The organism is Gordonia sp. NPDC003950, from assembly GCF_053605205.1.
Window position 1 is genome coordinate 34,047 of record NZ_JBSGIT010000009.1, and the last position, 19,088, is coordinate 53,134.

The 19,088-nt window shown below is 67.7% G+C and carries 17 protein-coding genes and 1 riboswitch; of the genes, 7 read left to right on the forward strand and 10 right to left on the reverse strand.

Going from position 1 to position 19,088, the window contains the following annotated elements:
• Entirely contained in the window at positions 1-1,416 is a 1,416-nt protein-coding gene (locus ACWETB_RS09760) for an NAD(P)/FAD-dependent oxidoreductase (RefSeq protein WP_452210851.1), read from the reverse strand.
• The gene (locus ACWETB_RS09765) at positions 1,413-2,915 is read right to left on the reverse strand and encodes an aminobutyraldehyde dehydrogenase (RefSeq protein ID WP_452210852.1); all 1,503 of its coding nucleotides are present in this window, start codon (positions 2,913-2,915) and stop codon (positions 1,413-1,415) included. Before ACWETB_RS09765 ends, ACWETB_RS09760 begins: the two co-directional genes overlap by 4 nt.
• 110 nt (positions 2,916-3,025) lie before the next feature.
• Between ACWETB_RS09765 and ACWETB_RS09770 the strand changes: the two genes are divergently transcribed.
• The 3 genes from ACWETB_RS09770 (at position 3,026) to ACWETB_RS09780 (ending at position 6,192) form a co-directional block, all read left to right on the forward strand.
• Positions 3,026-3,490, forward strand: coding sequence for an Lrp/AsnC family transcriptional regulator (locus ACWETB_RS09770; RefSeq protein ID WP_348802613.1), 465 nt, complete (start codon positions 3,026-3,028; stop codon positions 3,488-3,490).
• Positions 3,487-4,875 (forward strand): aspartate aminotransferase family protein, encoded by a 1,389-nt coding sequence (locus tag ACWETB_RS09775; RefSeq protein ID WP_449744861.1) that lies wholly within the window; start codon positions 3,487-3,489, stop codon positions 4,873-4,875. Before ACWETB_RS09770 ends, ACWETB_RS09775 begins: the two co-directional genes overlap by 4 nt.
• Before the next feature lie 66 nt (positions 4,876-4,941).
• Positions 4,942-6,192 carry a D-alanyl-D-alanine carboxypeptidase family protein gene (locus ACWETB_RS09780; RefSeq protein ID WP_452210855.1) on the forward strand — a complete coding sequence of 417 codons (1,251 nt, stop codon included), beginning with the start codon at positions 4,942-4,944 and terminating at the stop codon, positions 6,190-6,192.
• A 13-nt stretch (positions 6,193-6,205) separates the two neighbouring features.
• Here the strand turns inward: ACWETB_RS09780 and ACWETB_RS09785 are convergent, their stop codons facing one another.
• The 3 genes from ACWETB_RS09785 to ACWETB_RS09795 all read right to left on the reverse strand — a co-directional run bounded on the left by ACWETB_RS09785 (position 6,206) and on the right by ACWETB_RS09795 (position 9,263).
• The gene (locus ACWETB_RS09785; protein ID WP_449744863.1) at positions 6,206-7,261 is read right to left on the reverse strand and encodes a YhjD/YihY/BrkB family envelope integrity protein; all 1,056 of its coding nucleotides are present in this window, start codon (positions 7,259-7,261) and stop codon (positions 6,206-6,208) included.
• 82 nt (positions 7,262-7,343) lie between these two features.
• Complete coding sequence (gene trpS, locus ACWETB_RS09790; RefSeq protein ID WP_449744864.1) at positions 7,344-8,381, reverse strand: tryptophan--tRNA ligase; 1,038 nt, start codon at positions 8,379-8,381, stop codon at positions 7,344-7,346.
• 24 nt (positions 8,382-8,405) lie between these two features.
• On the reverse strand, positions 8,406-9,263 hold the full coding sequence (locus tag ACWETB_RS09795; RefSeq protein WP_449744865.1) for an exodeoxyribonuclease III: 858 nt from the start codon (positions 9,261-9,263) through the stop codon (positions 8,406-8,408).
• 123 nt (positions 9,264-9,386) lie between these two features.
• Between ACWETB_RS09795 and ACWETB_RS09800 the strand changes: the two genes are divergently transcribed.
• Together ACWETB_RS09800 and bfr are read left to right on the forward strand one after the other, a co-directional pair.
• Positions 9,387-9,566, forward strand: a complete 180-nt coding sequence (locus ACWETB_RS09800) for a (2Fe-2S)-binding protein (protein WP_348802619.1) — start codon at positions 9,387-9,389, stop codon at positions 9,564-9,566.
• Between the two features lie 97 nt (positions 9,567-9,663).
• Positions 9,664-10,149 carry a bacterioferritin gene (bfr, locus tag ACWETB_RS09805; protein ID WP_348802620.1) on the forward strand — a complete coding sequence of 162 codons (486 nt, stop codon included), beginning with the start codon at positions 9,664-9,666 and terminating at the stop codon, positions 10,147-10,149.
• A 128-nt stretch (positions 10,150-10,277) separates the two neighbouring features.
• Here the strand turns inward: bfr and ACWETB_RS09810 are convergent, their stop codons facing one another.
• Together ACWETB_RS09810 and ACWETB_RS09815 are read right to left on the reverse strand one after the other, a co-directional pair.
• Entirely contained in the window at positions 10,278-11,570 is a 1,293-nt protein-coding gene (locus ACWETB_RS09810) for an MFS transporter (protein ID WP_348802621.1), read from the reverse strand.
• Positions 11,571-11,686: 116 nt separating this feature from the next.
• The gene (locus ACWETB_RS09815) at positions 11,687-13,366 is read right to left on the reverse strand and encodes a cutinase family protein (RefSeq protein ID WP_452210859.1); all 1,680 of its coding nucleotides are present in this window, start codon (positions 13,364-13,366) and stop codon (positions 11,687-11,689) included.
• Positions 13,367-13,569: 203 nt separating this feature from the next.
• A riboswitch (SAM riboswitch) is annotated at positions 13,570-13,687 on the forward strand.
• Between the two features lie 62 nt (positions 13,688-13,749).
• On the opposite strand from ACWETB_RS09815, the gene ACWETB_RS09820 reads away from it, so the two are divergent.
• Entirely contained in the window at positions 13,750-15,078 is a 1,329-nt protein-coding gene (locus ACWETB_RS09820) for a bifunctional o-acetylhomoserine/o-acetylserine sulfhydrylase (protein ID WP_452210861.1), read from the forward strand.
• Between the two features lie 29 nt (positions 15,079-15,107).
• Complete coding sequence (gene metX / locus ACWETB_RS09825; protein ID WP_449743677.1) at positions 15,108-16,256, forward strand: homoserine O-acetyltransferase MetX; 1,149 nt, start codon at positions 15,108-15,110, stop codon at positions 16,254-16,256.
• Positions 16,257-16,294: 38 nt separating this feature from the next.
• Here metX and ACWETB_RS09830 read toward each other — a convergent pair whose 3' ends face one another.
• From ACWETB_RS09830 to ACWETB_RS09840, 3 genes are all read right to left on the reverse strand, one after another.
• Positions 16,295-17,794, reverse strand: coding sequence for an Hsp70 family protein (locus ACWETB_RS09830; protein ID WP_452210864.1), 1,500 nt, complete (start codon positions 17,792-17,794; stop codon positions 16,295-16,297).
• A 107-nt stretch (positions 17,795-17,901) separates the two neighbouring features.
• The gene (locus tag ACWETB_RS09835; protein ID WP_348802626.1) at positions 17,902-18,225 is read right to left on the reverse strand and encodes a DUF3017 domain-containing protein; all 324 of its coding nucleotides are present in this window, start codon (positions 18,223-18,225) and stop codon (positions 17,902-17,904) included.
• Positions 18,222-19,088 (reverse strand): bifunctional methylenetetrahydrofolate dehydrogenase/methenyltetrahydrofolate cyclohydrolase, encoded by an 867-nt coding sequence (locus tag ACWETB_RS09840; protein WP_348802627.1) that lies wholly within the window; start codon positions 19,086-19,088, stop codon positions 18,222-18,224. Before ACWETB_RS09840 ends, ACWETB_RS09835 begins: the two co-directional genes overlap by 4 nt.

Below are 19,088 nucleotides of genomic sequence, written 5' to 3' on the forward strand. Positions count from 1 at the left end.
TCAGCTGTCGAAGCCCAGCCCCAGCTTGTCCATCGCGCTCAGCCACGCGCCACGACGCCCCTCACGCCGTTCGCTGCGCGCCAGCTGGTGACGGGTGATGGTGATCCCGGCCCACCGCAGCGGCTCCGGCGGAAAGGGAATCGGCTTGGACCGCACCATGTTCAGAGCCGTGCGTTCTGTGTCGAGGCCGTCGAGGAGATCCAGCGCGGTCGCCGCGGCGAAGTGCGAGGCACCCACCCCGAGCCCGGTGAAGCCGACCGCGCTGACCACGCGGCCGCCGAAGGATCGGTCCCAGAACGCGCAGAACCGCGAACACGTGTCGATCGCACCGCCCCAGGTGTGGGTGGCGCGGATACCCTCGAGCTGCGGGAAGAACTGCAGCAGGTGCTCGGCCAGGAGCGCGAATTCCCCCGGCTCGAACTCGTGCCGCCGCGCCCCGTCGGACCCGTAGTGATACAACGCATCCCAACCACCGAAGAGAATACGATCGTCGGCGGTGAGCCGGAAGTAATGAAACCTCGGTCCGGAATCGGCCAGTCCCTCGCGCCCGGCCCAGCCCAGCGACGCACGCTGCTCGGCGGTCAGTGGCTCGGTCATCAGGGCGTAATCCCACACCGGGACGGTGAACAGACGCAGCCGGCGCAGAACCGACGGACTGGCCGACGTCGCCAGCACGATCCGGCGGGCGAGCACGTCACCATAACCGGTCTGTGCACGTAGCCACTCACCTTCGCGCCCGATCCCGGTGATCTCGGTGCCCTCGTAGATCCGCACGCCCAGCCGCTGCGCCGCCTCGGCGAGGCCCCACGCCAGCTTGGCCGGATCGAGCATGAGCACATCCGGGTCGTGCACCGCGGCACGCACCATCGGCGAGTTCACCCGATCTCGGGCCTGCGGGCCCGGCAGCATGGTCAGTTCCTGACCGAGAAACGCTGCTGCAGAAGATAATTCGCGAAGTCCGTCGACCTGCCAGTCGAAGTTGGCGATGTCGAGTTCACCGGTGCGTTCGGCGTCGGCGTCGATACCCAGACGGTCCATCGCCGCCTCGATACCGTCGAGCGTCTCGCGGCCGAGTCGCGTCAGGGTCGGCATCTCGTCGGCGAAGCGTTCCAGACCGTTGCCTATGCCGTGGGTGAGGCTGGCCGAGCAGAATCCGCCGTTGCGACCGGAGGCGTGTTCGGCGATCCGGTCGCGTTCGACGAGGACCACCCGACGCCCCGGGTCGCGTTCGGCCGCGGTCACCGCCGTCCACAAGCCGGTGAATCCCCCACCGACCACCAGCAGATCGGCGTCGACCTCGTCGGAGAGCCGGTCGCACGCCGCGGGCCGCTCCGGCCGGTCGAGCCAGAAGGATTCCGGCGACGCCTGGGCCACCATCTCGACCGCCCGCCGGCCCGGCCGCGTTGCCCAGGTCATCGGACCGCGCGCCCCGGGTTGGCGAACACCGTTCGGTGCCAGTCCTTGTCGACGACACCGGCGATGTCGCTCATGACGTGTTTGACCGACAGGTACTCCTCCAGTGAGTACATCGACATGTCCTTGCCGAATCCCGAGGCGCCGACACCACCGTGCGGCATCTCGCTGATGATGGGGATGTGGTCGTTGATCCACACGCAGCCGGCGTGGATCTCCCGCGACGCCCGCTGCGCCCGGTAGACGTCGCGGGTCCACGCCGAGGCCGCCAGGCCGTAGACGGTGTCGTTGGCCCGGCGGATCGCATCGTCGTCGTCGGAGAACGACGAGACCGTCAGCACGGGACCGAAGACCTCGTCGCGGTAGATCTCCGATGATTCCGCGACGTCGGCCACCAGGGTCGGCGGATAGAAGGCGCCACGCCCCTCCGGGACCGCACCGCCGACGACGATGCGGGCGCCGTCGGCGCGCGCCCGCTCCACCATGCCGGCGACCTTGTCGCGATGCGCCCGCGAGATCAGCGAACCCAGATCCGTTGCGGGATCGGTCGGATCGCCCACCGTCACACCCGACATCAGCTCGGCCACGCCGGCGACGAAGTCGGCGTAGAGGTCGGCGGCGACGATGGCCCGGGTGGCGGCGGTGCAGTCCTGCCCGCCGTTGATCAGTGACGCGGCCACCGCACCGGCGATCGCCGCGTCGAGGTCGGCATCGTCGAAGACCACGAAGGGTGCCTTGCCGCCGAGTTCGAGTTGTACGCGCGTACCGTTGCGCGCAGCCTGGGCCATCACCATCCGGCCCACCGGTGTCGATCCGGTGAAGGTCACCATGTCGACGCCGGCATGGCCCGCGATCGCGGCTCCGGCCTGCGCCCCGGTCCCCACCACGACGTTGAGCACGCCGTCGGGCACACCGGCCCGGGTGGCCAGCCGCGCCAGCGTCAGGGTGGTCAGCGGAGTCAGCTCGGCGGGTTTGAGCACCACCGCACATCCGGCGGCCAGCGCCGGCAGCACCTTCCAGACCGCCATCTGCAGCGGATAGTTCCACGGGGTGATCGACCCGATGACGCCCACCGGCTCACGCCGGATGCTCGAGGTGTGATCACCGGAGTACTCCGCCGACGCCTTGCCCTCCAGGTGCCGTGCGGCACCGGCGAAGAACCGGACGTTGTCGACGCTGCCCGGTACATCGAACTCGCGGGCGAGCCTGATCGCCTTGCCGGTGTGCGCGGTTTCCTCCGCCGCCAACGACTCCGACTCGGCATCGAGGGCGTCGGCGAGGGCCATGAGAACCTCCGACCGTTCCGCGGGCGTCGCACCGCCCCACTCCCGTTGGGCGTCACGAGCCGCGGCCACCGCGGCGTCGACGTCGGCGGGACTCGCCAGAGTCAGGGTCGCCAGCGCCTCATCGGTGGCAGGATTGACGACGACGTGGTCGGGACCGGAGCCCGGCACGGCTGCTCCGGCAACCCAGCCGGACGGGACGGTTGCGGTGTACGGCACGACGGCGATACTACCGGCAGGACAACGAATTCGCGACAGTCAACGGAATCCTGATTGCGAAATCGTCATAAAATGTTGCGCCAAACCACGAAATCCGTCAGGATCGTCGTGTGCCTGACACACCACCCGCACATCTGGACAACACCGCCAAACGCATCATCGAGCTACTGCAGGCCGACGGACGCAGCTCGTACGCGTCCATCGGCAAAGAGGTCGGCCTCTCCGAGGCCGCCGTCCGCAACCGCGTCCAGAAGCTCGGGGACAGCGGCCTGCTGCAGATCGTCGCTGTCACCGATCCGTTGAAGCTGGGCTTCTCGCGCCAGGCCCTGATCGGCATCCGCTGCACCGGGGACACCGAGGCGCTGGCCCGCGCACTGGCCGACCACGCCGAGATCGACTACGTGGTGTTGACCGCCGGGTCCTTCGACATCCTGATCGAGGTCGTGTGTGAGGACGACGATCACCTCCTGTCGATTCTGAACAAGACGGTGCGCCGCCACCCCGAGGTGACCGCCACCGAAACGCTCGTCTATCTGAAACTTGTCAAACAGCAATACAATTGGGGTACACGATGACCGCAGTCGCACAACAATCCGCCGGCTCCAGTTCATGGGGCGAACGCAGCGCCGCACATCTGTGGGGACACTTCGCCCGGCACGGTGAGGGCATCGCCCCGCCGGTGATCACCAAGGGTGAGGGGGTCCGCATCTTCGACGACCGCGGCCGCAGCTACCTCGACGGCCTCGCCGGCCTCTTCGTCGTCCAGGCCGGGCACGGTCGCACCGAACTCGCCGAGGCGGCCGCCAAGCAGGCCAAGGAGCTCGCCTTCTTCCCCGTCTGGTCCTATGCGACCCCACCGGCGATCGAACTCGCCGAGCGACTCGCCGCCTACGCGCCGGGCGATCTCAACCGGGTCTTTTTCACCACCGGCGGCGGCGAGGCCGTCGAGAGCGCCTGGAAACTCGCCAAGCAGTACTACAAGCTCGTCGGTAAACCGTTGAAGCACAAGGTGATCTCCCGATCGGTCGCCTATCACGGCACCCCGCAGGGAGCACTCGCCATCACCGGCGTGCCCGCCCTCAAGCAGATGTTCGAGCCGCTCACCCCGGGCGGTTTCCGCGCCCCCAACACCAACATCTACCGCGCACCCGACGCCGAATTGGCCGCCGATCCCAAGAAGTTCGGCCGCTGGGCCGCCGACCGTATCGCCGAGGCCATCGAGTTCGAGGGCCCCGACACCGTCGCCGCGGTCTTCCTCGAGCCGGTGCAGAACGCGGGCGGGTGCTTCCCACCGCCGCCGGGATACTTCGAGCGGGTGCGCGAGATCTGCGACGAGTACGACGTCCTGCTGGTCTCCGACGAGGTGATCTGCGCGTTCGGCCGCATCGGTTCGATGTTCGCCTGCGAGGACTTCGGCTATCAACCCGACATCATCACCTGCGCCAAGGGCATGACCTCGGGATACTCACCGATCGGTGCGATGATCGCGAGTGAGCGACTGTTCGAACCGTTCAACGACGGTTCCACCACCTTCCCGCACGGCTACACCTTCGGTGGCCATCCGGTGTCGGCGGCGGTGGCCCTGGCCAATCTCGATCTCTTCGAACGTGAAGGGCTCAACGATCACGTCAAGACCAACGCACCGGCCTTCCGCGCGACGCTGGAGAAACTGCACGACCTGCCGATTGTCGGCGATGTGCGCGGCGAGGGGTTCTTCTACGGCATCGAGTTGGTCAAGGACAAAACCACCAAGGAGACCTTCTCCGACGCCGAATCCGAGCGCATCCTGCGCGGATTCCTGTCCTCGGCGCTGTTCGACAACGGTCTGTATTGTCGCGCCGACGATCGGGGTGACCCGGTCGTCCAGCTGGCCCCGCCGCTGATCGCCGGGCAGGCCGAGTTCGACGAGATCGAGCAGATCCTGCGGACGGTGCTGACGGAGGCCTACACCCTGCTCTGAGACGACCCCACCGATCCGTCTACACCGGACCGTCGGGCCGGGGTCACCGCTGGTAACCTCCCACCGGTGACCTCGCGCCACCGCCTCCTGGCCCTTGCCGTCGCCGCCGTGGTGACCGGCCTGTCCGGTGCTCCCGCCCTCGCGGCCCCGGTGGCCACACCGGTGACCGATCACTGCCCGCACCGGGTCGCCACGCCCCCGGCGGTGGACACCTCCGAGGTCGTCGCACCCGGTTCGGCGGCGCCCACCCCGCTACCGGTCCCGTCCGAGACCGTGGGCGGCGACGCGCTCGCCGGCTGCGGGGTGATCGCCGATCCGGCGGCCGGGCCGGTGCCCGATCGGCTCACCTCGGCCGGCTGGCTGGTGGCCGACATGGACTCCGGAGCGGTCATCGCGGCCAAGGACCCGCATGGCCGCTATCGGCCGGCGTCGACGATCAAGGTGCTGCTCGCGCTCACCGTCCTCGACAGCGGACTCGATCTCGATCGCGTGGTGGAGCCGACCGTCGAGGACTGGAGCGCCGAAGGCGACTCCTGCGGGATGGGACCGGGCGGGCACTACACCGTCCGCGACCTGCTCAGCGGTCTCATCGTGGTGTCGGGCAATGACTGCGCGAATGCGCTGGCCCGACAGCTCGGCGGCGTGGACGCGGCGCTGACGAAGATGAACACGCTGGCCGGCGACCTGCACGCCCTCGACACCCGCGCGGCGAGCCCGTCCGGACTCGACGCCGCCGGGATGTCGACCTCACCCTATGACCTGGCACTGATCTTCCGCGCCGCGATGGACAACGCCACCTTCGCCGAGATCATCGCCAAGCCGACGTACTTTTTCCCCGGCTATCCGGCCCGGGCCGACGTCCCCGGCGACAACGACCACCCGGGCTATGAGATGCAGACATCCAATCACCTTCTGCTGGAAGGCTATCCGGGTATGCTCGGCGGCAAGACCGGGTACACCGACGACGCCCTGAAGACCTTCGTCGGGGCCGCACAGCAGGGGGATCGTCGCATCCTGATCGTGCAGATGTACGGGCTGTCCACCGCCGACGACAATTACTGGACACAGGGCGCGTCTCTTCTCGATTACGGATTCCGGTCACCTGCGGGAATCCGCGTCGGCGAGTTGGTGGCCGATGACCGGCCGGCGTCGGCAAGTCCCACCGCCGGTGCGGCGCCACAGAATGCGAGCCTCGCCGACCCGGCCACCAACCGGAGCACATCGACACGCCTGCTCATCGGACTTGTCGCGGCGCTGGCCGTCGTCGCCCTCGTGGCCGCCGCCCGGCGCATGATGGTCCGCCGCCGCAGCCGATGACCAGCAGTACCGATCAGTCGCGAAACCTCCTGAGCGCCAAGCCGACCAGCGTGCCGAACGCCGCAGCCCCGGCGACCACGGCGGCGCGTGGCATCGGGTTCACCTCCACCGTCGGGCGGACGACGACGGCCTGCTCGGCCGGATCGACCTCGTCGGCGACCTGGTACGGGGCGTTGACCGGATCGGTCGCGCACCATGCGGTGGCATACAGGATGATGCGAGAGGCCAGGTAGGCGAAGACCATCACGCCGAGGATGGGCCCGAACGCCACCCCGGCCGGGCTGCTCAGCACCGACTTCAGGTAGATCCCGCCGACCGCCTTGACGATCTCGAAGGCGATCGCGGTGATCAGGCCGGCCCTCAGGGTGTTGCGGAAGGGTAAGGGCACCAACGGCAAACGCGACAAGATGAAGGTGAACAACAACCAGCTCGCCAGCACCGAGATCACCACCGCCACACCACGCACCACCACCGGCGCCCAGGCGGCGTCATCGGCCTTCACCCAGCGCAGGATCGTCGACACGATGCCGCCACCGTTGGCCAACGTGGTGAACGCCATCGTCACCGCGAACGCGACTCCGAGGAGGGCGAAGGTCAGCAGGTCGGTTCCCTTGGACACCAACGCATTACGATTCAGGCGCCCACCGAACATCTCGGTCATCCCCGCTCGGACCCCGGCGATCCAGCCGATGCCGGTCAGCGCGGCACCGAGAAGACCGACGACGCCCACCGCGGTGCGTGAGGCGATCGCGGAATCGATGACCTGCTCGACCTGGCTGCCGAGTTCGCCGGGCAGTTCCTTGACCACCGACTCCTGGATCTGGTCGATCAGGTCCGGCCTACTGGCCAGCACAAAGGCGGCGATCGCGAAGGCCACCATCACGATCGGGACGAGCGCCAGGATGCCGTTGAAGCTGATGCTCGCCGCATACAGGTTGCCGCGCCGGGTGGTGTATCGCTGCTGCATCGCGATCAGGTGCTCCAGCCATGGCCATCGTCGGCGTGCGTCGGCGAACTGCTGTTGCGCGAGCGCGATCAGTCGCTTGATCCGGTCGATCATCGCACCCATATGTGCCACCCTCCGCCTCGGTGCGGAGCGCACGCTCCGCGATCACGCGACCCGCCGGGCGTGGACTACACCGACGGCGGGTCTACTCCCCTACCGTAGGCGCGAGGAACCCCACCTTGTCGTATACCGATGCCAGCGTGGCGGCCGCGACGTCGCGGGCCCGGCCGGCGCCCCGTGCCAGGATGGCGTCGAGTTCGGCAGGGTCGTCGAGGTACTCGGTGACGCGGCCACGCAGCGGCGTCACGAAGTCGGCGAGTACCTCGGCGGTGTCGACCTTGAGGTCGCCGTACCCTTTGCCCTCGTACTTGGCGACGAGATCGTCGACGCCCACCCCGCTGAGCGCCGACTGGATGGTCAGCAGGTTGCTCACTCCCGGCTTCTCGGCCGGGTCGAACCGGATGACCGAATCGGTGTCGGTGACCGCCGAACGGATCTTCTTCGCCGAACGCTTCGGGTCGTCGAGGAGGTTGATCAGACCCTTGTCGGTGTCGGCGGACTTGCTCATCTTGGCCGTCGGATTCTGCAGGTCATAGATCTTGGCGAATTCGGAGACGATGTGCGCCCGCGGGACGACGAATGCCTTCCCGAATCGCTTGTTGAACCGCTGCGCGAGATCACGGGTCAGTTCCAGATGCTGACGCTGATCCTCGCCGACCGGCACGAAATCGACGTCGAAGGCGAGGATGTCGGCGGCCATCAGGATCGGGTAGGTGAACAGGCCCACGCCGGTCGCGTCGGTGCCCTGCTTGGCGCTCTTGTCCTTGAACTGCGTCATGCGACTGGCCTCACCGAATCCGGTGATGCACTGCAGGACCCAGGTCAGCTGCGCGATCTCGGGGACGTGGGACTGCACGTACACCGTCGCACGAGCCGGGTCGACGCCGACCGCGAGCAGCTGGGCCACCGACAGCCGGGTGCGGTCGGCGAGGGTCTTCGGGTCGAACTCGACGGTCAACGCGTGCATGTCGGGGATGAAGTAGAACGCGTCGAAATCGTCCTGCAGTTCCACCCACTGCTTGACCGCGCCCAGGTAATTGCCCAGGTGGAAGGAGTCGCTGGTGGGTTGAATGCCCGACAGCACACGCCGGCGCGGCGCGGCGGAATCCGAAACGTCACTCATGACACCAGATTCTCTCAAACGCACTCACTCGTAGATCACGGTGACCGGCGCGTGATCCGACCAGCGGCGGTCGTAGGAGTCGGCGCGGTCGACGAAGGCCTTGACCGCCCGCCGGGCCAGGGCCCGATTGGCGAGTTGATAGTCGATCCGCCACCCCGAGTCGTTGTCGAAGGCCTTGCCCCGCCACGACCACCAGCTGTACGGGCCGTCGACGCCCGGATGCAGTTCGCGCACCACGTCGACCCAGCCGGTTCCGAGGCGGTGCGCCACCCACTCCCGTTCATGGGGCAGGAACCCGGGGTTACCGAGATTGCCCTTCCAGTTCTTGATGTCGGACTCGGCGTGGGCGATGTTCCAGTCGCCGCCGACCACGACGTCGCGGCGGCGTCGTGCCGCGGTGGTCAGGTAGTCGCCGAATTCGGTGAGGAACCGTTTCTTCTCCTCGAACTTCGCGACGTCCTTGTCGGTGCTCGACGGCGTCGGGGCCCCCGCCCCCTTCGGGAGGTAGAGACTCCCGACGGTCAGCGGTCCCGCTCCAGATGCGACGCCGGTGGCGAAGTCGGCCTCGAGGTAACGCCCGGTCGGGTCGAACTCGGCACTGCCAAAGCCTGTCCGCACCGCCGTCGGTGTGACCTTGCTCATCACTCCCACCCCGGCATGGCCCTTGACCACCGATTCGGTCATCGTCAGCTGCCAACCTCGATCGATCATCGGCCCGAGCGCCTCCCGTGCCTGTTGTTCGCTCGCCCGGATCTCCTGGAGCAGCACGATGTCCGGATCTGCCGAATCGAGCCAGGTCAGGAGGCCGGGATTGATCTCGGATCGCGCCTTGGTGGCCGCCCGGATGCCGTTCACGTTGACGGTGGTGATCGTGGTTGTCACGGCTCCACACCCTACGTCTACGCTCCGACATCCCAATCTGGACTGGGTCCAAGGTTAGGCAACCCTTGTGCACCACGGGGTTTTATGTAATCCTCACCTAATAGTCAGATGAGGTGAGTTCCGATGTTCGTTTGTATCTGCCGCGCGGTGACCGAGGACGAGGTCCACGAGCACTGCTCCCAGGGTGCGCGGACCGTCGACGCCATCAGCGATCGCTGTGGCGCCGGTGAAGGATGCGGAACCTGCCTCGAACGACTCTCCGAGATTCTCAGCGAAAGGACCGCCGTCACCAGCGCCGCCTGACACACGCCGAGTTCGACCTCATGTGAATGCCTCACATGGGGCCATTGGTCGTGTTACCGTTCGACTCATCATTCTTTGACCCGAGCGGAGTTGTGTCATGCGTGGAGATGACGAGGTCATCGCCCTGTTGAACGAGCAGCTGACCAGTGAGCTGACCGCCATCAACCAGTACTTTCTGCACGCGAAGATGCAGGACAACTGGGGTTTCACGGAGTTGGCCGGCAAGACCCGCGCCGAATCGATCGAGGAGATGACCCACGCCGAGATCCTCACCGACCGCATCCTGTTCCTCGAAGGCCTGCCGAACTATCAGAAGCTGCTGCCGCTGCGCATCGGGCAGACCCTGCGCGAGCAGTTCGAATCCGACCTCGCCATCGAACTCGAGGTGGTCGACCGGCTGAAGCCTGGAATTGCCTTGTGCCGCAGCAAAGGTGACATCACCTCGGCAAAGCTGTTCGAGGAGATCCTCAAGGACGAGGAACACCACATCGATTACCTCGAGACCCAGCTCGAACTGATGGACAAGCTCGGCGAGCAGCTGTACATGGCCAAGATCGTCGCGACCCCGCCGGACGTCGGCTGAGTCGCCCGGACTCCCCGCACATCAGACTTCCCGCTCTCCAGACTTCCCCCGCATATCAGTGGCGCCGCCTGTCCGACAGGGGGCGCCACTGGTGTCTGACCCCCGTGTCTGACCCCCGGGTCCGCGATTCACACCGTCTCGGCGGGTGAGGTCTGCCGGCTCTGCATCCAGATGCCGCGCACCCGACGATGCTGCGCCACCAGCGCGGCCACCAGGACCACGATTCCCGCCACCGCCAGGGCGGCGCCGAGGATCGACGGGGCGCGGTAGCCGTATCCGGCCGCGATCACCACACCACCCAGCCAGGCGCCGGCGGCGTTGGCGATGTTGAGCGCCGAGTGATTGAGCGCCGCCGCCAGCGTCTGCGCATCTTCGGCGACATCCATCAGCCGGGTCTGCAGCGCCGGCACCATCGAGGTACCGCCGACGCCGACGAAGAACGTCAGGATCAGGGCCGCCCACACGTTCTGCACCAGGAGCGCGAACAGGAGCAGCACCAGTCCGGTGCCGGTGAGTCCCACCAGGATCGACAGCGCGACGTTGCGGTCGGCGGCGATGCCGCCGACGATGTTGCCCACCACCATGCCGAGACCGAACAGCATCAGCGCGATCGGCACCAATGACACCGGGAGCCCGGCCAGCGATGTCAACGCGGTGTTCAGATAGGTGTAGAAGGCGAACATGCCGCCGAATCCGACGACGCCGATGAACAGGGTGAACCACACCTGCGGTCGACGCAGCGCGCCGAGCTCGGTCATCGGATTGGTGACGCGCATGTCCTGCAGCGACGGCAGATTCATCGCCAGCGCACCGATCGTCGCCACGCCGACCACCACGACGACCACGAACGCGCTACGCCAGCCGAAGTGCTCACCGAGCCACGCGGCCATCGGCACCCCGGCGACATTCGCCACGGCCAGCCCGAGCATGACCTGACCGATCGCCGCGGCCCGCTTCCGCGGTCCGGCCAGGTGGGCGGCGACCAGTGCGGCCACCCCGAAGTACGCGCCGTGCGGAAGACCCGCGACGAACCGCGCCGCGATGAGCAGACCGAACGTCGGGGCCACCACCGTCGCCGCATTGCCGATGGTGAAGGCCACCATCAGAGCGATCAGCAGGGTGCGTCGCGACATCCGCGCGGTCAGCGCGGCGATGAGCGGTGCGCCGATCACCACACCGAGGGCGTAGGCGGAGATGACGATGCCGGCGCTGGGTTCACTCACCGACATCGCATGGGCGATGTTGGGCAGCAGGCCCATGGCGACGAATTCGGTCGTCCCGATGCCGAACCCGCCGAGAGCCATCGCCAGGATCGCCCACCGGATCGGACGGGCGGGCGAGGGCGGCGCGCTCGCCGAGGTCTCCGAGGGTGAGGAGGACTCGACGACGGAGTCGGCAGGCGTGTGGACGGACTCGGGCATAGGTCCACCAACCACCGCGCGGGCGCCGAGGATTCCCATTCGGCGGCGTGAGGTCGTTCACATGGCAAACGGCGCGCGCCGCACGGAGCCGAGCGCCCGAGGCGGGCGTCGTCGGGTCAGCCGACGCCGACCGGTTCCTTCGAGGCGTCGACTGCCGCGGCGTCGGCGGTGGGCACGGCGCCGGCGCTGCCCGTGGTCTCGGGCGTGGGCGACGGAGTAACCGACGGCGTGGGGTCAGCGGTGGGCTCCGGCGTGGCCGGCGGCGTCGCGCTCCCGGTGGGCTCCGGCGTGGCCGGCGACGTGGCACTACCGGTGGGCTCCGGCGTGGTCGGCGGCGTCGTCTCGCCGGTTGTCACCGGCGTCGCCGGTGAGTCCGGCACCACCTCTCCCGGAGCGGACGTATCGCCGCCGTCGAGGCTCCCCTTCGTGCCGTCGGTCTGCGCGTCGCCGCTGCCTTGGGCCTCATCCTCGGTCTCCCCCGCCGACAGCGCGCTGACGCCGTACGACATCGCGGCCACCGGCGACGAGGACAGCGCCGCCGTCGACTGCGACGACGAGTCGGGGCCCCACGGCACCGTGGTGATGCCCTCGACGATCCGTTCAGCCCAGTACCGGACGAAGTTCACCGGCAGCAGCACGATGCTCGTCGCACTCGCCGCGAGCGCCACCACGCCCTGCTTGAACAGTGCCGAATCCCACTGCAGCACACCGTTGAGGGTGTCCTGGAAGTCGAACAGGTTGGGCAGGTAGGCGCCGTAACCGAGCTCGGGCAGCGGTGGCAGCCAGTCCATCACCCAGCGGATCGGGACCTGGAAGTCGGACAGGGTGATTCCGATGATGTCCGGGAACCGGAACCGGTACGGCAGCAGATCGGGCACCGACCAGTCGAGGCCCAGCGCGTCGACGAGGTTCTGCACGATGATGGCCGACGATGACGGCGACGAGATGGTGCACGTCTGCACATTCTCGAGGGTGCCGGTCTGCGTGCACGTCATCTCACCGTCGACCGGCCCCAAATCCCAGATCACGTAGTCGCCGGGGTATTGATACATGTGATACGGGTACTGATTGTGTTTGACCCAGTACCCGAAGAAGTCGTCGACGACGCCGATCGGGTCGTGCAGCACATCCGGTAGGTCGCAGATCGGATCGCCCTCGATGCAGTAGGTGGTCACCGGCAGGCCGCCGTAATCGGTGCCGCTACGCGGACCCGACATGGTCAGGCCGGGGATGACCCCGACGAGGGCCGATTCGATGCCCTGCCCCCACAGGGTTCCCACCATCCGGGGATCGGAGTAGAGCTCACCGGTGACCCTGCTCGAATCGATGACGGTACCGTCCTCGAGCGGGCGGTTCTGTCCGATGTCGGTGAGGACGTCGCCGGCGATTCGCGCGCCCTGGGAGTATCCGACGATCGCGACCTTCTTGGTTCCATCCGCATCGCATGCCTGCTGGTAATCGGCCACCGCCCGCTCGAGGTTCGCCGCACCCTCGGCCTCGCTGGCGTTGTAGCCGACCGAACCGAGGGGCCAGATGGTCGCCGAATACGGCACCTGAACGATCTCGTAACCTTGGGCTCCGTACCGCTGGTTGATGCCGAGCAGGTAGCTGTCGGGGTTCCACGTCCCGCCGACGACAAACACCGCACCGGGACCGGTGCACGTGTACGGACTGTCATCGGCGAGCGCCACCCCACGCCCCAGAAATGTCGCCGTCACCAGCGATGCCGCCACCGCGCCCACGCCGACCGTGAGAGCTGCGAGTCGAATGCGACGTCGGTCCCCGAACCCTGCCATAGCGTGCAGCGTAGGCCGATGTCCAGTAGTGGATATCGAAAACCGGCCTCACGATCCACAATTCCTCCGGCCGGAGGACACCACCGCGCTCTCGAGCGCACCGCGCGGTGCCGTTTCGATGGCCACTGCGCCCGCCACCGTTCCAACCATCGTGAGCAGGAGGGTTATCAGCCCGGCGTGGCCGTGCTATATCCTTGTCGCCAGGTCATGAGCATCAGCGACAAGCCCCGGCTTGCTGATCGGCAACCCTCCAACCGCGGTGGGGTGCTCCGGGTGATGACCGGGTTGTGGGACGCAGTGCGTCCCCGGCAAGCGCGGGTCCGAAGGTCGGACCCCATCAGGGTTCCAGTAACCCTGCCGACCGTAGAAAGTGATCTATTTCCATGTCTGACGCAGCCAACGACGGCACCGTGAATCCTGTGGACACCTGGAGCTTCGAGACCAAACAGATCCATGCGGGTCAGAGCGCCGACGCCACCACCAACGCTCGCGCGCTGCCGATCTACCAGACCACGTCGTACACCTTCAACGACACCACCCACGCCGCCAACCTGTTCGGGCTGGCCGAGCCGGGCAACATCTACACCCGCATCATGAACCCGACCCAGGACGTCGTCGAGCAGCGCCTGGCCGCTCTCGAGGGCGGTGTCGCCGCACTTCTCGTCGCGTCGGGGCAGGCCGCCGAGACCTACGCCATCCTCAACATCGTCGAGAACGGCGGGCACGTGGTGTCGAGCCCGCGGCTCTACGGCGGCACCTTCAACCTCTTCCACTACACGCTGCCCAAGCTCGGCGTCGAGGTCTCCTTCGTCGAGGACCCGGAAGACCTCGAGTCGTGGCAGGCCGCCGTGCGGCCCAACACCCGGGCCTTCTACGGCGAGTCGATCTCGAACCCGAACAACGAGATCCTGGACATCGCAGGCATTTCCGAGGTCGCGCACCGCAACGGTGTGCCGCTGATCGTCGACAACACCGTCGCCACCCCGTACCTGCTCAACCCGCTGGCGCACGGCGCCGACATCGTCGTGCACTCGGCGACGAAGTACATCGGTGGACACGGCACCGCGATCGGCGGCGTGATCATCGACGGCGGTACCTTCGACTGGCGGGTGCAGCGTGACGGGGTCGACCTGTTCCCCGGCTTCACCACCCCCGACCCGAGCTACCACGGCGCGGTGTTCGCCGATCTCGGCGCGCCCGCCTACGCCCTCAAGGCCCGCGTGCAGTTGCTGCGTGACACCGGTGCGGCGATCTCGCCGTTCAACGCCTTCCTGCTCGCCCAGGGCCTGGAAACCCTGAGCCTGCGCATCGAACGGCACGTCGCCAACGCACAGCGCGTCGCCGAGTTCCTCAACGACCATCCGCAGGTCTCCTCGGTCGCCTACGCCGGCCTGTCGTCGTCGCCGTGGTACGCGCGCGGACAGCAACTGGCACCCAAGGGCCAGGGCGCGATCATCGGCTTCGAGATCGTCGGCGGTGTCGACGCGGGCAAGCGTTTCGTGGAGGCCCTGACGCTGCACAGCCACGTCGCCAACATCGGTGATGTGCGTTCGCTGGTCATCCATCCCGCCTCGACCACCCACAGTCAGCTCACCCCCGAGGAGCAGCTGGCCGCGGGTGTGAACCCCGGTCTGGTCCGCCTGGCCGTCGGCATCGAGGGCATCGACGACATCCTGGCCGACCTCGCCCAGGGTTTCGCCGCCGCACAGTAATTCGGACTCGAGACAGGAGCACACACCCCGTGTCGGTGAGCATCGACCCCCAGGCCTCCGCGGCGCATCAACCCGAGTGGGAGCAGGTCCCCGACGGGCAGATGGTCCGCATGCGGGTGGGGTCGTTGGCTCTGGACAACGGGGAGGTGCTCGACGACGTCACCCTGGCGTTCCAGCGCTGGGGGACGTTGTCACCCGAACGCGACAATGTGGTCCTCACCCTGCATGCGCTGACCGGTGATTCCCATGTCACCGGACCCGCGACCGACGAGCAGCCCTCCCCCGGATGGTGGGACGGCCTGATCGGTCCGGGTGCGGCGATCGACACCGACGAATGGTGTGTGATCTCGGCGAACGTGCTCGGCGGGTGCCGCGGTTCGACCGGTCCGTCCTCGCCGGATCCCCAAGGGCGGCCATGGGGTTCACGCTTCCCGCAGATCACCGTGCTCGATCAGGTGCGGGCCGAGGCCACCCTCCTCGAGGCGCTCGACATCCGCAGCATCGGTGCGGTTCTCGGCGGCTCGATGGGTGGGGCCCGTGCGCTCGAGTGGGCCATCACCTACCCCGACAAGGTGCGTACCGCGCTGGTGCTCGCGGTCGGTGCCCGCGCCACCGCCGATCAGATCGGCACGCAGACAACACAGATCGCGGCGATCACGGCCGACCCGGACTGGCAGGGCGGCAACTATCACGGCACCGGCCGTTCACCGATGATCGGCATGGGGATCGCGCGTCGTATCGCGCATCTGACCTATCGACATGAACTGGAACTCGACGAGCGGTTCGGCGATTCTGCACAGGATGGTGAAAACCCCTTGCGCGGTGGGCGATACGCGATCGCGAGCTACCTCGAGCACCAGGCGGACAAGCTCATCGAACGTTTCGATCCGGGCAGTTATGTGGTGCTGAGCGAGGTTCTCAACCATCACGACGTCGGACGCGGCCGAGGCGGCATCGCCGCGGCGCTGGGGTCGTGTCAGGTGCCGATCATCGTCGCCGGTATCGATTCGGATCGCCTGTACCCGTTGCGGTTACAACAGGAGCTCGCCGACGGCCTGGGCAACTGCGTGGGCGGTCTGCAGGTGATCCGGTCCGACAAGGGCCACGACGGCTTTCTCACCGAGTTCGACGCCATCGCCGATCTCCTCAAGCGCACAGTGGATCTCGCGCGCCGCTGATCGTCGCCGATCGGCACGGCCGCAGCCGTCGAGTCGGGTCAGCCGGCCGGAGTGGTGGTCGTCGTCGGCGCAGCGGACGGCACGGCCTGCTGCCGCGGCGCCGGGACGGGATAGGGTGTCAGATCCGGCGTGTCCGGGGCCGGGGTGCTCGTCTGCGGCGGCATGAGCGGCAGCAGTCCCGGCGGCAACCATTGCGATGGAATCGGCAGTGGCGGTGGCGTTGTCGGGGTCGTGGTGCTCGGCGACGTGACATTCGGCGACGCGGTGGTGGTGCTCGGTGTGTTCGGCACCAGCGTCAGCGTCGTTGCCGAGATCGTGGTCTGCGGCAGTTCGGTCGTCGCCCAACCCGGTGACTGAAACCCGCCGGGCGGTGGTGCGATCGTCGGCGGCAGCACCGCGCTGATCTCGGCGGATGTCGTCGAACGTGTCGTCGAGGTCCACCCGGTGTAGTCGGTGGTCGCGACCTCCTCGGCACCCTCCGTGGACGTCGGCGCCGGGGAATCCCCGGTGGACAGCGTTGCGCCGACCGCGACGGCGGCCATCACGACGGCGGCGATCAGACAACCGACCAGGGCCGCCGGTGCCAGCGACCAGCGTGACCCGCGATGCCCGCCGATGAAGCCGAGACCGCCGGTCGACGACGACGACGAGGCGAGCATCGCCGCGCCGGTCGCGGCGACGATCTCCGGGGAGGGCGGTACAAGCACCTCCAGATCGACGTCGCCGGCGAGTTCGTGGATCACCGGCAGATTCGCCAGGCCACCCACCAGGACGACCGCGTCGGGTGCCGGACCGCGCCGACCGACCGCGGAGACGTAGCGCGTGAACACTCCACGCGCATCCGCCACCATCGGCGCGGCCGCCTCGGCGACCGCCGCCCGGGTCAGACGCAGACCACCCGCACCGGATGCGGGTACCGCGTCGCCGATCTCCTCCTTGGCGGTCCGGCAAGCACCGACGAGCAACTCCCGCCCACGTCGCGTCTGCGCCTCCCGGCCGACCGAGACCGATTGCGCGGCAACATGATCGGCGAGCGATCGATCCAGCGCACGACCACTGATCACCACGGTTCGTTCGATCGACGCAATCGTCCCGGCAGCGGGATCCACCGTGTAGAGCGACATTCCGGTGTCACCGCAATCGGCCACCACCACGGCGGTGAAGCGGTCGATCTGGCCGGTGCGGGTGAGGTATTCGGCCACCGCCTCTTCGTCGGAACTCAGGTAGACCTGTCGGCGTGTCCCCGTCCCGCCCGAGCGCAGGCGGCGGCGCTGCGTGGCGGTCCGAGCGGTGACGCCGATCGGTCCGACACGGCGATCGGCCGCCCGCGCCGCGTCGAGCATGAGGTCGATCCCGGCATTGACGCGACCGACGGAGTCGAGGCCGTCGGTGGGGTCGACCTCGAAGACGCGTGAGGTGACATCGGTCCGGCCGGCGTCGTCAAGGGTCATCAGGACGTAATGGATCATGCCCTCGCCCACCGAGACACCCAGCGACGTCGCGTCGCCGTCAGTGCCCTGGCTGTTGGTCTCCAACATGGATGAGATGCCAATCCCTACTTAGTGTCGCTAACGACCGTGTCATTCCTCGATCTGATGAGCGCCGCTTCTTGGCCCCGAATGTCACGCTGAGGTCACCAGTGTAATCAATCTGTGCCCAAAGGGTCGATCGAGGTGGCCAGCCACAGCATCAGTCCACCCACCGTCGCCATCGCGGCGACGTCGAACAACCGGCCCCTGACCTGCAACAATCCGACCCTGGTGGTTGGAATCAGGGCGCGCAGAAGTGCACCCAGCAAGAGCGCGGAACCGAACACGAACGCACCACGCCGCCAGCGATCGAAGAGCACCAACCCCGCGGCCACCACCACACCGAGCATCACCAGCAGATACGGAATCTGCACGATGCACGCCCGGACGATGCGCGCCCGGTGAATCCGCCGGGTCCGGTCGGTGGCGTCGGCGGTCATCGACCCAGCTTCTCCGCGAGTTGCGCCTCCGCCCGCTCGACGACGTTGACCAGGAGGAACGCCCGGGTCAGGGGGCCCACACCGCCCGGATTGGGTGAGACGTGGCCGGCCACCTCCCACACGTCGGGTGCCACGTCTCCACGGAGTCCGTCATCGGTGCGGCTCACTCCGACGTCGATGACCGCGGCGCCCGGCTTCACCATGTCGGCGGTCACCAGGTGGGGTACCCCGGCGGCGGCGATGACGATGTCGGCGCGCGACACCTCGGCGGCGAGGTCGCGGGTGCCGGTGTGACACAGCGTCACGGTGGCGTTCTCGCTGCGGCGGGTCAGCAACAATCCGATGGGCCGCCCGATCGTCACGCCACGACCGATGACCGTCACCCGGGCACCGGCGATCGGGATGTCGTAACGCCGCAGCAGGTGGATGACCCCGCGCGGCGTGCACGGCAGCGTCGACTCCTTGCCCAGGACCAGTCGGCCGAGATTGATCGGATGCAGACCGTCGGCGTCCTTGGCCGGGTCGATGCGCTCGAGCGCCGCGTTCTCGTCGAGGTGTGCCGGCAGCGGCAGCTGGACGATGTACCCGGTGCAGGCCGGATCGGCGTTGAGTTCGTCGATGGCGGCGTTGAGCTCGTCGGTGGTGGCGTCGGCCGGCAGATCCTTGCGGATCGAGTCCACGCCGATGCGCGCGCAGTCGGCGTGCTTGCCCTTGACGTAGGACTGCGATCCCGGATCGTCTCCCACGAGAATGGTCCCCAGCCCGGGATGTACGCCGGCCGCATGGAGCTTCTCTACCCGGGCGCTGAGGTCGGTGAAGATCTCGTCGCGGGTGACCTTGCCGTCCAGTCGTATCGCACTCAC

Bases quoted from the DNA above. Each gene is read 5' to 3' on its own strand.
- ACWETB_RS09760 (WP_452210851.1), bottom strand. From the start codon at position 1,416: ATGACCTGGGCAACGCGGCCGGGCCGGCGGGCGGTCGAGATGGTGGCC.
- ACWETB_RS09775 (WP_449744861.1), top strand. From the start codon at position 3,487: ATGACCGCAGTCGCACAACAATCCGCCGGCTCCAGTTCATGGGGCGAA.
- ACWETB_RS09785 (WP_449744863.1), bottom strand. From the start codon at position 7,261: ATGGGTGCGATGATCGACCGGATCAAGCGACTGATCGCGCTCGCGCAA.
- trpS (WP_449744864.1), bottom strand. From the start codon at position 8,381: ATGAGTGACGTTTCGGATTCCGCCGCGCCGCGCCGGCGTGTGCTGTCG.
- ACWETB_RS09800 (WP_348802619.1), top strand. From the start codon at position 9,387: ATGTTCGTTTGTATCTGCCGCGCGGTGACCGAGGACGAGGTCCACGAG.
- bfr (WP_348802620.1), top strand. From the start codon at position 9,664: ATGCGTGGAGATGACGAGGTCATCGCCCTGTTGAACGAGCAGCTGACC.
- ACWETB_RS09810 (WP_348802621.1), bottom strand. From the start codon at position 11,570: ATGCCCGAGTCCGTCCACACGCCTGCCGACTCCGTCGTCGAGTCCTCC.
- ACWETB_RS09815 (WP_452210859.1), bottom strand. From the start codon at position 13,366: ATGGCAGGGTTCGGGGACCGACGTCGCATTCGACTCGCAGCTCTCACG.
- ACWETB_RS09820 (WP_452210861.1), top strand. From the start codon at position 13,750: ATGTCTGACGCAGCCAACGACGGCACCGTGAATCCTGTGGACACCTGG.
- ACWETB_RS09830 (WP_452210864.1), bottom strand. From the start codon at position 17,794: ATGTTGGAGACCAACAGCCAGGGCACTGACGGCGACGCGACGTCGCTG.
- ACWETB_RS09835 (WP_348802626.1), bottom strand. From the start codon at position 18,225: ATGACCGCCGACGCCACCGACCGGACCCGGCGGATTCACCGGGCGCGC.